Source organism: Paraburkholderia sp. (genome assembly GCF_036488795.1).
Taxonomy (GTDB): Bacteria; Pseudomonadota; Gammaproteobacteria; order Burkholderiales; family Burkholderiaceae; genus Paraburkholderia.
On sequence record NZ_DASXHA010000124.1, the window covers coordinates 1 to 13313 of the forward strand.

At 63.8% G+C, this 13313-nt stretch carries 14 protein-coding genes; 4 read left to right on the forward strand and 10 right to left on the reverse strand.

Annotated features, from left to right (window positions below; translation table 11 throughout):
• Positions 1-347: ATP-binding cassette domain-containing protein (locus tag VGH41_RS18090; RefSeq protein WP_331598892.1), on the forward strand; the 347-nt coding region annotated here is incomplete at its 5' end.
• Positions 347-1063 (forward strand): ABC transporter ATP-binding protein, encoded by a 717-nt coding sequence (locus VGH41_RS18095; protein ID WP_331598893.1) that lies wholly within the window; start codon positions 347-349, stop codon positions 1061-1063. The genes VGH41_RS18090 and VGH41_RS18095, both read left to right, overlap by 1 nt.
• 177 nt (positions 1064-1240) lie before the next feature.
• Here VGH41_RS18095 and VGH41_RS18100 read toward each other — a convergent pair whose 3' ends face one another.
• From VGH41_RS18100 to VGH41_RS18110, 3 genes are all read right to left on the reverse strand, one after another.
• Entirely contained in the window at positions 1241-1750 is a 510-nt protein-coding gene (locus VGH41_RS18100) for a GNAT family acetyltransferase (protein ID WP_331598894.1), read from the reverse strand.
• Positions 1751-1768: 18 nt separating this feature from the next.
• Positions 1769-2953, reverse strand: coding sequence for an acetylornithine transaminase (locus tag VGH41_RS18105; protein WP_331598895.1), 1185 nt, complete (start codon positions 2951-2953; stop codon positions 1769-1771).
• Between the two features lie 325 nt (positions 2954-3278).
• Entirely contained in the window at positions 3279-4310 is a 1032-nt protein-coding gene (locus VGH41_RS18110; RefSeq protein WP_331598896.1) for a CDP-6-deoxy-delta-3,4-glucoseen reductase, read from the reverse strand.
• 67 nt (positions 4311-4377) lie between these two features.
• On the opposite strand from VGH41_RS18110, the gene VGH41_RS18115 reads away from it, so the two are divergent.
• Complete coding sequence (locus tag VGH41_RS18115; protein ID WP_331598897.1) at positions 4378-5403, forward strand: NAD-dependent epimerase/dehydratase family protein; 1026 nt, start codon at positions 4378-4380, stop codon at positions 5401-5403.
• Positions 5404-5435: 32 nt separating this feature from the next.
• On the opposite strand, the gene VGH41_RS18120 is transcribed toward VGH41_RS18115, so the two are convergent.
• From VGH41_RS18120 to VGH41_RS18145, 6 genes are all read right to left on the reverse strand, one after another.
• The gene (locus VGH41_RS18120; protein ID WP_331598898.1) at positions 5436-5624 is read right to left on the reverse strand and encodes a hypothetical protein; all 189 of its coding nucleotides are present in this window, start codon (positions 5622-5624) and stop codon (positions 5436-5438) included.
• Between the two features lie 167 nt (positions 5625-5791).
• The gene (locus tag VGH41_RS18125; RefSeq protein WP_331598899.1) at positions 5792-6496 is read right to left on the reverse strand and encodes a 16S rRNA pseudouridine(516) synthase; all 705 of its coding nucleotides are present in this window, start codon (positions 6494-6496) and stop codon (positions 5792-5794) included.
• Positions 6497-6647: 151 nt separating this feature from the next.
• The gene (locus VGH41_RS18130) at positions 6648-7469 is read right to left on the reverse strand and encodes a betaine/proline/choline family ABC transporter ATP-binding protein (protein ID WP_331598900.1); all 822 of its coding nucleotides are present in this window, start codon (positions 7467-7469) and stop codon (positions 6648-6650) included.
• A 24-nt stretch (positions 7470-7493) separates the two neighbouring features.
• Positions 7494-8486, reverse strand: a complete 993-nt coding sequence (locus VGH41_RS18135; RefSeq protein WP_331598901.1) for a proline/glycine betaine ABC transporter permease — start codon at positions 8484-8486, stop codon at positions 7494-7496.
• A 47-nt stretch (positions 8487-8533) separates the two neighbouring features.
• Positions 8534-9574: an ABC transporter substrate-binding protein gene (locus VGH41_RS18140; RefSeq protein WP_331598902.1), complete on the reverse strand. Its 1041-nt coding sequence runs from the start codon at positions 9572-9574 to the stop codon at positions 8534-8536.
• A 118-nt stretch (positions 9575-9692) separates the two neighbouring features.
• Positions 9693-10838: a mandelate racemase/muconate lactonizing enzyme family protein gene (locus VGH41_RS18145; RefSeq protein WP_331598903.1), complete on the reverse strand. Its 1146-nt coding sequence runs from the start codon at positions 10836-10838 to the stop codon at positions 9693-9695.
• 203 nt (positions 10839-11041) lie between these two features.
• Here VGH41_RS18145 and VGH41_RS18150 point away from each other — a divergent pair, with 203 nt between their 5' ends.
• Positions 11042-12469, forward strand: a complete 1428-nt coding sequence (locus tag VGH41_RS18150; protein WP_331598904.1) for a PLP-dependent aminotransferase family protein — start codon at positions 11042-11044, stop codon at positions 12467-12469.
• Positions 12470-13078: 609 nt separating this feature from the next.
• Here VGH41_RS18150 and VGH41_RS18155 read toward each other — a convergent pair.
• Positions 13079-13313, reverse strand: a 235-nt coding sequence (locus VGH41_RS18155; protein ID WP_331595847.1) for an IS66 family transposase, incomplete at its 5' end; no start/stop codon positions are given.

Consider the following 13313-nt stretch of genomic DNA (forward strand, 5'->3'; position numbering starts at 1 on the left):
GCGTGCTGCAATACGCCGACTACACGTCGCGCAACCTGTCGTACGGTCACCAGCGCCGTCTGGAAATCGCACGCGCACTCGCCACCGATCCGAAGCTGCTGGCGCTGGACGAGCCGGCTGCAGGCATGAACGCGACCGAGAAAGTGGAACTCACGAAGCTGCTCGACAAGATCCGCGCGGACGGCAAGACCATCCTGCTGATCGAGCACGACGTGAAACTGGTGATGGGCCTGTGCAACAGCATGACAGTGCTCGATTACGGCAAGGTGATCGCTCAGGGGCTGCCGCATGACGTGCAGAAAGACCCGAAGGTGATCGAGGCATATCTCGGCGCGGGGGTCCACTGATGGCTACGGCAATGTTGAAAATCAAGGGCCTGCAGGTCAATTACGGCGGCATTCAGGCAGTCAAGGGTATCGACCTGCAAGTCGAGCAGGGCGAACTCGTGACGCTGATCGGCGCGAACGGCGCGGGCAAGACCACGACGATGAAGGCCATCACCGGTCTGAAGCAGTACGCGGCCGGCGACATCGAGTACATGGGCCAGTCCATCAAGGGACTGCCTGCGCATGAGTTGCTCAAGCGCGGTCTGGCGATGGTGCCGGAAGGCCGTGGCATCTTCGCGCGCATGTCGATTGTCGAGAACATGCAGATGGGCGCTTACCTGCGCGACGACACCGACGCCATCAAGGCAGACGTCGAACGGATGTTCGGCTTTTTCCCGCGCCTGAAGGAACGGGCGTCGCAGTACGCGGGAACGTTGTCGGGCGGCGAACAACAGATGCTGGCGATGGCGCGCGCAATCATTAGCAAGCCGAAGCTGTTGTTGCTCGACGAACCGTCGATGGGTCTGTCGCCGATCATGGTCGAAAAGATCTTCGAAGTGGTGCGGGCAATCTCGGCCGAAGGCATGACCGTGCTGCTGGTCGAGCAGAACGCACGTCTCGCGTTGCAGGCCGCGAATCGCGGCTACGTGATGGACTCGGGGCTGGTGACGATGTCCGGCGACGCGAAGCAGATGCTGGACGATCCGAAGGTGCGCGCGGCTTACCTGGGTGAGTAACCGGGTGATTAAGCGGGCGAGTTCGTGATTGAATGAGCGCCGGCAGGACGCGTGGTCCTGAAGACCGCTTTGACCTGAGCAAGAAAAAGGCCGCATGCGTGGTTCGCGCATGCGGCCTTTGTCATTTTCGATGCTGCCTGGTCTGACAGGAGCGCTCGGGCGAAGCGGCTTACTGCATCACGCCGCCGAAGGTGAGGTTGTTCCTTCAGCTGCCGCGATGACGCGAGGCGCGGGATCAGCCAGTTCCCCCAGCCGTTTGCCCAGGCTGATCACCGCATCGGCGCGATAGCCGAGCGCCTCGTAAAAGCCACGCACCTCTTGCTTCGCCGAGAGCACCTGCAGATTCACCTTCGGACAACCGCGCGCGCTCAGCGCCGCCTCTGCATGCGCGACCAGCTGCGTGCCGATGCCGAGCCGCCGTTGTGTCGTGTCCACCGCGAGCGAATACATCCAGCCGCGATGTCCGTCATAGCCCGCCAGCACCGTACCGACCAGACGCCCACCCAGTTCGGCGACAAAGAACAGCTCCGGCTGCGTGGCCATCTTGTTGGCGATCGACAGATGCGGGCTTCGATGCGGCTTCGATGTGTCCCGGTACTCGGGGAATGCCTCCATCCACAGCGCGACTACGGCGTCGGTGTCGCGGGCGTCGAAGCAGCGGATCGAAAGCGGGGCGGCTGTCGTCATAGGTCTGCTCCGCGACGATTACAGCGTGTCGAGAATCGAACGCAGCATCGCCATCATCTGGTCGATTTCTTCGTTCGTCACGTTCAGCGCGGGCATGAAGCGCAGCAGGTTCGGACGGGCGGCGTTCAGCAGCAGGCCGTCGGGTTGCATGTTGCGCGCCTTCTCTACGATCTGGTTGCCGATGCCCTTGCCGAGCAGCAACGCACGCAGCAGCCCTTCGCCACGCTCGCCTTCAAAGCCGCGCTCCTCGGACAGTTCGAGCAGCTTCGCGCGCAGATATTCGCCGCGCGCCCGCACGCCTTCGAGGAAGCCCGGGGCCGTCAGTTGCGAGATCACCGAATGACCCACCGCCGTCATCAGCGGATTGCCGTTGTAGGTGCCACCCTGGTCGCCCGCTTCGAACACCGCGACTTCCGCCTTCGAGAGCAGCGCCGCCAGCGGCACCCCGCCGCCGATGCCCTTGCCGAGCGTCATGATGTCCGGCTCGATACCCGACAGCTCGTACGCGAACAGCGTGCCGGCACGGCCGCAGCCGCTCTGCACTTCGTCGACGATCAGCAGAATGTTGTGCTTCTTCGTCAGCCCACGCAGTTGCTGCATGAATTCGCGTGTGGCCGGGATCACGCCGCCTTCGCCCTGGATCGGCTCCAGCATCACCGCGACCGTCTTGCCGTTGATGAGCTTTTCCACCGACGCGAGGTCGTTCAGATCCGCCTTCGGGAAGCCCGGCACTTGCGGCGCGTAGATCGTGTCCCAGCCCGGCTTGCCGCTCGCCGACATGGTGGCGAGCGTGCGGCCGTGGAAGCTGTGATCGAACGTGATGATCTCGTACGCGCCGTCCTTGTGTTTCTTGCCCCACTTACGCGCGAGCTTGATGGCGCCTTCGTTTGCCTCGGCGCCGCTGTTGGCGAAGAACACCTTGTCGAAGCAGCTGTGCTGCGTGAGCAGGCCGGCGAGCTGGGCCATCGGCGCGTTGTAGAACGCGGGCGACGGGTTGATCAGCAACGGCGCCTGCCTGTTCAGCGCTTCGATCATGCCTTCGTTGGCGTGCCCCAGGCAGTTGACGGCCCAGCCCTGGATGAAATCGAGGTATCGCTTGCCGGTATTGTCGTAGAGCCACGAGCCCTTGCCATGCGTGAAGACAATCTCGGGCCGGTTGGTGATGTACATCAGCGACTCGACGGGGTACTCATTGAAATTCATGGCGCGGGCTCCGGGCGTTGCAAGGTGAAGGACCAGTAGGACCAGTAGGGACCAATAAAGGGGAACGGCAAAACAAAAAGCCACGGCATGCCGTGGCTTTCATGATTCGAACAACATGCGCCTGATTGGCGCGAATCCGTGACAAAGCCGGCGGCGTCCCTAAGGGAGCAGCGAGCGGCGACGTCGGAGTTCGGACTGGATGCGGTTCATGCGCGAAAGAATACGACAACGCGAGCGCCGGTGTAAACCATGAATTTGCGCCGCAGCGGACTTTTTTCGATCCGCTGCCGCTTCGATTCAGCTTACCTGGGCGGCAGCTCGCTGGTTACACCGGATTCGCGAGGTCGGCTGCACTCGTGAAGGAATCCGCATAGAACTCGTCTTCCGGCAGGCCGTGGTGCTGCGTGAAATCACGCTGCGCCGACTCGACCATCACCGGTGCGCCGCAGGCGTACACCTGATAGCCCGACAAGTCTGGCAGGTCTTCGATGACGCTGCGATGAACGAAACCCGTGCGGCCGGTCCACGCGTCGCTCGGATCCGGCTCGGACAGCACCGGCACGAACTTGAAGTTCGGGATCTCGCGCGCCCATTGCTCGGCCAGCTCCAGCAGATACAGGTCTTTTTTGCGGCGCGCGCCCCAGTACAGCGTCATCGGACGGTTCAGGTTCTTGAACGCCGCATGTTCGACGATTGCCTTGAGCGGCGCGAAGCCGGTGCCGGAGGCGAGCAGAATGATGGGCTTGTCCGAGTCTTCACGCAGGAAGAAGGTGCCGAGCGGCGCTTCGAAGCGCAGGATGTCGCGCTCTTTCAGCGTGCTGAAGACGTGATCCGTGAACGCGCCGCCGGGCATGTGGCGGATATGCAGTTCGACCGGGCCTTCGCTATGCGGCGCACTCGCCATCGAATAGCTGCGGCGCTTGCCGTCTTTCAGGATGAACTCGAGGTACTGGCCGGCGAGGTACTGCAGGCGCTCGTTGGCGGGCAATTGCAGCTTCAGCACGACGACGTCGTCGGCCTTGCGCTCGATGGCGTTCACGCGGCACGGCAGCTTCTTGACCTGCACGTCGCCCACCCCGGCCACTTCGCGGATGTCGATCTCGAGATCGGTACACGGCGTGGTGCAGCAAAGGAGCGCCATGCCACGGGTTTTTTCGTCATTGGAAAGCGCCGACGACGAATGCGTGCGCTGCTCGACTTCGCCGCTCACCACCGTGCCCTTGCACGAGCCGCAGGCGCCGTTCTTGCAGCCGTACGGCAGGCCGATACCCTGGCGCAGGGCGGCGGTCAGCACGGGTTCGTCGGGTTCTACTTGAAACTGCCGGCCGCTTTGCCGGAGCGTTACATTAAATGCCATAGCGTGTTCGAGTTCGAAAAGTCGGTAATCGGTGCTAGCCGCCCTTGACGGCTACAATGCGTCCACCATGAAAGCCACACCAAACTTGCGCCGTCCGCGCGTGCTCATTGTGGGCTGCGGCGATGTCGGCATGCGTTGCGTCGCGCTGCTGCGCCCGCGAGCGCGCCTCTTTGCCTTGACGAGCCACCCGGCCCGCTGTGCGGAACTGCGCGCGGCGGGTGTAACGCCGCTGGTCGGCGATCTCGACGCGCGCCGCAGCCTGAAGCGGCTTGGCGGACTCGCGCCCACGGTGCTGCATCTGGCCCCGCCGCAAAAGACCGGCGAGGACGACAGCCGCACCCGTGCCCTGCTCGCCACATTGAGCGCGCGCCGCATACGGCCGGCGCGCAGTGCGGTTGCTCCGGTAGCGCGTTTGCGTCACCTTCGCGCTGCATGGATGGAACGTGAAGCAGCCAATATTGTACCCGACGGGGTACGGCGCACCGGGGCTCGCCGGGCACCAGTGCGGTTCGTGTACGCGAGCACCACCGGGGTGTACGGCGACTGTGGCGGCGCGCTGATCGACGAAACGCGCGCGGTGCGGCCGGCCAATGCGCGTGCAATGCGCCGCGTGTCCGCCGAGCGGCAACTGCGGCGTGCCACGGCGCGCGGCGCGCTGCAGGCGAGCATCGCGCGAATTCCGGGCATCTATGCGGCCAACCGTCTGCCGTTCGCGCGGCTCGAAAAGCGCACTCCGGCGCTGGTCGATGCCGACGACGTCTACACGAGCCACATCCACGCCGACGATCTCGCCGCGATTCTGGTGCGGATGACGCGGCTCGGCCGCCGTGGGCGCGTGGTTCATGCGTCGGACGACACCCAGCTCAAGATGGGCGAATATTTCGACGTGGTAGCCGATGCGTATGGTTTCGAGCGCCCGCCGCGAATTACGCGCGCAGAGGCTGAGGGGCAGATCGATCCGATGCTGTTGTCGTTCATGCGCGAATCGCGCCGCCTCGTCAACGAGAGGATGAAGCGCGAATTGCGGATGCGTTTGCGCTATCCGAGCGTGGGTGATTTTTTGCGGAATGCGAAGACGCCGGACGCGGTTTGAGCGCGTCCGGGCGAGCGAGGCCTGGATGAGAATCAGGTGAGCGCCGGCAATGCTTCCAGCAGCAGGAAGCAGAAGAACGCGCCGATCAAGGCGCCGATCAGCCCCGGCGGATACTGGCGCCGCAGCCGCATGGCGACCAGCAGGGCGCCGGCCAGGATTGCTGCCAGACAAATGACCGCAATCATCGCAGTCGAGATCTCGAATGTATGGTTGATGACCATGGCGCCCCTCCCTCGAATACTTTTTGTCATTCTGTAATCGAGTATAGGGCCCGTTGTCAGGAAGGGCATGTTGCAATGCAGCGCAAATGCGGGGCTCTGCGCGGCCTGTGTGAGCAGGCGCACGCGGCGGCCTCGACAGTACCGGGCTTTGCGGCGCTTTTCCCGGTTTACCCTTTCCGTAAAGATCCGAGGTCGGCTTCGTCGAGCCATTGCCATGCGCCTTCGGCGAGTGTCGCGGGCAGGTCGAGGCCGCCGATCCGTTCGCGATGCAGCGCCTCCACCCGGTTGCCCGCCGCGGCAACCATCCGTTTGACCTGATGATATTTGCCTTCCAGCACGGTCAGTTCGAGCGCGTGTTCGCTGCGCGCGTGAGCCGCGACCGCGGCAACCGGTCTGGCTTCGCCGTGTAGCAGCACGCCGTTGCGCAATGCATCGAGTTGCGTGTCGTCGAGCGGATGACGGACGGTTGCCACATACACCTTCGGCACCTTGCGCCTGGGTGAGGTGAACGCGTGGACGAACTTGCCGTCATCGGAGAGCAGCAAGAGCCCGGTCGTATCCTGATCGAGCCGGCCGACGCACTGCACGCCGCGCTCGGCAAACTGCGGCGGCAGCAGGGAGAAGACGCTCAGATGATGCTGCGGATCGCGCGAACACTCGTAGCCCGCGGGCTTGTTGAGCAGGAGATAGGCGTGTTCGTGGAAGGGCCACGTGGTGCCGTCAATGGTGAAGCTCAGCGCCTCGGTCGGGATCTCGGCTTGCGGGTCGGCGCACACGGCGCCTGCGATCGCGACACGGCCGTCGGCGATCAGCGCGCGGCATTGACGTCGGGAGCCGAATCCCTGGGTGAAGAGAATGCTTTCGAGGTTCATGGAGAGGCGAGAAAACAGCGGGGCGAAATGCACACGACGGACCGCAGTCCGTCGTTTCGTGTGCATTTTACCCGGCGTGCCGGTCGTGCCGCTTTAGCCGTCGATGGCGCCGCCGTAGCCGCCGCGCTTGCCGCGCTCGCATACGCAGGCTTCAGTGCACGCCCGCGCGCCGCTCCACGAAGCGCCGCACGTAATCGTCCGCGGGGCGCGTGAGAATTTCGTTCGGCGTACCTTCCTGGACCAGCGTGCCGTCACGCAGGATGGCGATGCGATTGCCGATGCGCAGCGCTTCGTCGAGATCATGCGTGATGAACACGATGGTCTTGTTCAACGTGGCCTGCAATTGCAGCAACTGGTCCTGCATTTCAGTGCGGATCAAAGGATCGAGTGCTGAGAAGGCTTCGTCCATCAGCAGCACGTCGGTGTCGGCGGCGAGCGCGCGGGCCAGCCCCACGCGCTGACGCATGCCGCCCGACAGCTCGTCCGGGTAATGCTCGCCATAGCCTTTCAGGCCCACCTTGTCGAGCCACGTGCGCGCTTTTTCGAAGGCTTCGGCCTTGCCTTCGCCGCGCGTGCGCAGCGCGTACGCGGCGTTGTCGAGCACGGTCTGATGCGGCAGCAGACCGAAGTTCTGGAACACCATGCTGACCTTGTAGCGGCGCAGCTCGCGCAGGCCCTGCGCGTTCAGCTTGATCACATCAGATCCGTCAATCACGATCTCGCCCGCGGTGGGTTCGATGAGCCGGTTGAAGTGCCGCACCAGCGTCGATTTGCCCGAACCGGACAGTCCCATGATCACGTAAATCTCACCCGAACCGATGTTCAGGCTCACGTCGTTCAAGCCGACGTTGCAGCCGGTTTGCGCGAGCACGTCCGCCTTGCCCTTGCCGCTTTTCAGCAGATCGAGCACGCGAGCGTGGCCGCTTTCCTGGCCGAACAGCTTGTACACGTGTTTCACTTCTATCGCAGCCATCTGGATTCTCCCGCTGTGCTCTGCTTACTTCGCCGGACGTGTTTCGAGCGTGCCGTTCTGGCTCGCGTCGCTGTGACTGGCAGCCGCGTCGTCCGCTGCGCCCTCGGTCGCCGCGACCCGGTACGGCACCCGGGACGCCGCTTTGGCCTTGCGGCGCAGCGCGAGCAGGCGTCGCGTGCGGCGGTCCTGGCCGTAGCCCTGACTGATGCGGTCGATCACGATCGCCAGAATCACGATGGCGATACCGGCCTGCGTGCCCTTGCCGACATCGAGCGTCTGAATGCCTGCTAGCACGTCCTCGCCGAGACCGCGCGAGCCGATCATCGACGCGATCACGACCATCGACAGCGCCATCATCGTGGTCTGGTTGATGCCGGCCATGATGCTGGGCCGGGCGAGCGGCAACTGCACGTTCACCAGCAACTGCCAGCGCGTGGTGCCGAAGGCGCGGGCCGCTTCGACCACGTCGGCATCCACGTGACGGATGCCGAGATCGGTCAGGCGGATCAACGGCGGCAGCGCGTAAATGATGGTGGCGAGAATGGCCGGCACCTTGCCGAGGCCGAACAGCATCAGCACCGGAATCAGATACACGAAGCTCGGCAGCGTCTGCATGATGTCCAGCACCGGCAGCAGGATGCGCCGCAGCCACGCGCTGCGCGAAGTCCAGATGCCGAGCGGCACGCCCAGCACCACGGACAGCACGGTGGCCACCAGCATTAGCGCGAGCGTTTGCATCAGCTTGTCCCACAGGCCGAAGCAGCCGATCGCATAGAGCAGCAGCACGAAGAAGCCGGCAATGCCGAGCCGCCGTGTGGCGTTCCACGTGATCGCCCCAACCACCAGCAGGAGCAGCCACGGCGGCAGGGCGCGCAGTGCGCCTTCGAGCGGCACCAGCACATAGCGCAACAGGGCGGTGCTGAAGTTATGGAAGCTGTCGCCGTACTGGGTAACGAACGCGTTGACCGCGTCATTCACCCAGTCGGCAATCGACAGATGCAGAAAAATCGAGTTCATGTTCAAACCTCCAGTGCGCGAGCTCAGGTACCCGCTCAGGTACCTGCTCAGGCACCCGCGAGCGAGGCCTGCACCTTTTGCGCCGCGTCGTTCGACACCCACGGCTTCCACATTTCCGGATGGTCGTGCAGGAACTGCTTCGCCATCGTTTGACCGTCGATCTTCTTGCTGGTCATCTCGAGGATGGTCTTGTTCAGGAAGTCCATCGGGAAGCTGACTTTCGAATAGGCGGTCATCAGTTCGGGCTCGGCCTGATAGAACGGCGTCGACACACCCACCTTCAGATGCGAGACCAGATACGACGAGGCGCATTGCGACGTGCTGTTGTCCGCGCGCAGCGTCTCCCAGCATTTCTGGTTGAACGGCGGCATCTTCAGTTGCACGAACTTGTACTTTGCCATCAGCGCAGCCGGTTCCCAGTAGTAGAACAGGATCGGCTTGCCGCGTTGATAGGCGGAGCTGATTGCCGCGTCGAGCGCGGCGCCCGTGCCGGGACGGAAGTTGGTATAGCTGTCGTCGAGCTTCAGCACTTTCAGCAGGCGCGAATTGACGCGTTCGCAGTCCCAGCCGGCCGGGCAATTCAGGAAGCGTCCCTTGCCCGGTTCTTCGTCGTCCTCGAAGAGCGCCTTGTACTTCGGGAGATCCTCGATCGATGCGAGGTTCGGCGCGCTCGCCTTGATGCCGCGCGCCGGGTCGCCCTTGATGACGTATTCGGGCACGTACCAGCCTTCGTCGGTGCCGTTGGGCAGCGTGTCGCCGATCAACTTCACCTGGCCGTCCGCCACGCCCTTGGCGATGATCTCCGAGCGGCCCGTCCATTGCTCGCTCCATACCTGCAGGTCGTTGCGGGCGAGGGCGGTTTCAGTGGCGGCGGTGCTGCCCGGCACAGTGTCGGTCTTGCAGCCGTAACCCTTCTCGGCGATATAGCGCAGCACCTCCGAGGTAAACGAGCCGCTTTCCCACGTCACGCCGGCAAACCGCACGGGTTTTCCGCTCGAACACCACGTGCCGGCATGCGCCGCGGCGGGCCACAGGGCGCTTGCTGCGAACGCCACACAGGCGGCGCGAATCCAGGGTTTGATCTCCATCCTTTGTCTCCTTGGTCGACCGGAGTGAGCGTTTTGGCGCTTACGGCGGTCTCATGCAACATTGTTGCGTTATTGGCTTTAATGCGTGCCTCTGTTGAGGCGCGATACTTACTGACAGTCAGGCGTAGGTACTGCGAGAACTTTGCGTGGCGGCGAGTGCCGTTTCGTCGATCGTCAGACCCAGGCCCGGCTCGTCGGACAGAGTGAGCCAGCCTTGCGCGTCGACGTCGATGGGTTGCTTGAGCATGAAATCGCGCCGCTCGATCGACCACTCGGGCGGGTCATACGGAAACTCGATGAAGGGCGCCGACGCCGCTCCGGCCGTCAGGTGCAGATTGGCCATGAGCCCGATGCCGTTGCCCCAGGTGTGCGGCGTAAAGACCTTGCCGCGTGCCTCGACGGCCTCTACGAGCCGGCGCAGTCCCTCCATGCCGAGCGAGCAGGCCACATCAGGCTGAAACACGTCGAGGCAATCGCGCTGCAGCAGTTGATCGAACTCGTAGCGCTCGCGGGTCATCTCGCCGCCGGCGATGCGCAGTGTGGTCTTGCGGCGCAGTTCGGCGTAACCGTCGTAGTCGCCGCGATGCAGCGGCTCTTCCATCCAGTAGACGTCCTGCTTTTCCAGCTCGCGGGCGACTTCGAGCGCCTCGCTGACGGACCATGGCGCAGCGGTGTCCCACGGCATGCGCCAGCCCTGATTGCAGTCCACCATCAATTCGAGGCGGTTGCCCACCGCGTCGCGCACGGCGGCGAGCGCGGTCAGATCGTCGGAGAGGCTCGGGCGGCCGAAGCGGATTTTCAACGCCGGGAAGCCGCGCGCGGCGACCTGCAGCGCCATCTTCGCCATCTGCTCGGGACTCCGATGCACTCCGCTCGATGCGTACGCGCGAATCCGGTTGCTGCGGCCACCCATCATCTTCCAGCACGGTTCGCCGCGGATCTTGCCTGCCAGATCCCACAATGCGATATCCAGCGGCCACGGGCGTCCGGCGTGAAAGCCGATGTTGTCGAGTACGGCGCTATGGCGCGCGAGATCGAGCGGGTCGGTGCCGATGAACAGATGCTGGTAGTCCGCAAAACCGTACATGGCGTCGCCGGAGCCGATGCCGACGCGCCCGGCGTCGTCGGACACCCGCACGATGGTGGCGGGAAATTTGCGGCGCGGCTGGCTATCCCACGAGGCGGGAAACGGCGGATCGAGTTCGAGCTGATGGTGCGTGATGTCGATCCTGGCGATGCGGGCGGTGCGGGTTGTCTCACTCATCTGGCGCTCCTTGGGGGATGCCGTGGTGCCGCATCGAGGCGGCACGATTGGATTGGGAATGACGCCATGCTATGAATCTGCACGCGGCAACTCAATCGCTTCAATTAAAGTAAATGACTGCATGCAATGTCGATGGATTGACTGCGTATCATGTGAATGACATACATGGCATCAATGCCGTCAGACAAGGAGACCGTCGCATCATGGCGATGAACGCGTGGCTGCCCAGAATTGAAGCGGGCAGCGATCCCAAATACCAGGTGATTGCGCGCGCTTTCGCGCAGGCCATCCTCAACGGCCAGTTGCCGGCTGGCGAAAAACTGCCGCCGCACCGCTCGCTGGCGAGCGAACTGCGCGTGACCACGGGCACCATCAGCCGGGCCTACGCGGAACTGGAGCGCCAGGGGCTGGCGAATGCGCGGGTGGGCGACGGCACGTACGTGGCGCAGGCGCGTGCGCGCGAGATGACGCCGGGCGTCTCGCACGGCTTGCAGCGTCCCGGCATGCCGCAGGCGCCGGCATTGATCGACCTGGGTCAGAACGTGCCGCAATCGACGGGCGAGGCGGCGGCGTTATCGGCCACGCTGCATGAAATTGCCAATGACGAGCGGCTCACCGCCGAGCTGCTGCAATACGCGCCCGAAGCGGGTTCGATGCGGCACCGCCTGGCGGGCGCGGCGTGGCTGGGCCGCGCCGGCAGTCCGGCGAGCGCGTCGCGGGTGCTGGTGACGCAGGGTGCGCAGCACGCGCTGGCGTCGGTGTTGCGCGCGGTGGCGCGACCGGGCGACACGGTGCTTGCCGAGGTCGTCAGTTATCCGGGCATCATTGCGCTCGCGCGGCAATTGCGGCTGCATCTGGTGGGCGTCGAAATCGACGCCGAGGGACTGGTGCCAGCGGCACTTGAACTGGCGTGCAAGTCGCTCCATCCGCGCGCCATTTTTTGCGTGCCGACGATCCACAATCCGACGACTGCGACGATGTCGAGTGAGCGGCGCGATGCCGTGGCGGCCATCTTGCAGCGCCATGGCGTGTTGCTGATCGAAGATCTGGTGCCGGCGATGCTGATGGAGGCGCCGCCCGAGCCGCTCTCCACGCGGTTGCCGGAGCAATCGTTTCTGATTGCGGGCTTGTCGAAGTCGGTCGCCCCGGGTTTGCGGGTGGGATATTTGCAGGCGCCGTCTGCGTGGTGCTCGAAGATTGCGGCGGTGATTCGCAGCGATTGCTGGATGACGGCGCCGTTGATGGCGGAGGTGGTGTCGCGCTGGATTGAGAATGGCGAGATGGAGCGGCTGAACGGCTTGCAGCGGGCGCACATCGAGACGCAGCACGCGGTGGCGCGCGAGGTGCTGAATGGGGTCGCATACCGGCATGCGGCGACGAGTTCGCATTTGTGGCTGCCGTTGCCCGAGCCATGGCGGGCGGCGGAGTTTGCTGCTGCTTTGCGGCAGGAGGGGGTGCTGGTTAAGACTGCTGACAGTTTTGTAATTGGCCGGAATGCTGCGCCACATGCGGTGAGGATTTGTATGACGGGGGCGACATCGGGGGAGGCGCTTGCGCGCGGGTTGTCGATTGTGCGGGCCACGCTGGATCATGGGATTGAGAGTGGGATGGCGGGGTCTTATGCGCCATAGTTTTTTGGGGTTTGGTTTTGCCTTTCAGGCGGGGTTGGGTGGTTGCCTGCGGCGTTGGGTTTTGTCTGGTTGCCTGCGGCGTTGGCCTTTCCTTGTGTTCTTAGTGGTCTATTAGCTTTGCCCCTGTGCGGGGCGGCACCTACTTTCTTTGCCGCCGCAAAGAAAGTAGGCAAAGAAAGCGGGCTCACACCGCTAGCCCATAAGTGTCCATCTCTGTTGTGAGCCGGAAACGGCCCAACACGAGACCCGCCCTCGCACAGTCGCCCTCGTGACACAGCACTCATCCGTTCCAGCGTTCGCTGCGCGCCCGCCGTCGGGCATAACCTCCTTCTGCAAGACCTGGTGGGGCGCCGCGTCTTGCGGGGTTGGGGCCGTTGGCCCCGGTTTTTCGCATCTTGGCGACCGGACCGACAACTCCCGCTTTCCCTTGCAGACCGATCCGCGACGCACGGAGTGCGGAGTGGGGTGGATGAGCCCTGTGTCAAAACCTTGTGTGGTGCGAGAGACGATCTCGTCTCGGACCAAGGCCGCGTGAGCGGCGAGGGTGACACCTACTGGCTGGCGGTTGGAAGCCCGCTTTCTTTGCTTACTTTCTTTGCGGCGGCGTAACTATTCAGCAGCCGGAAGCGGTGAAACGACGAATCCGGCAAAGGCCAGGGTGAGCGCGTCGATCAGCGAACGGTTCTGTTTGCGCAGGGTGGCGAGGTAGGAGCGGATCGTACAGAAGGCTTGCATGCCCGACACAGCACGGAAACACCCCGAGATTTTCTGTTTGAGCTTGGGCATGCGGATATCGCGTTCGGCCTGGTTGTTATCGAACGGCACCCGGTGATCGGCAATGAAA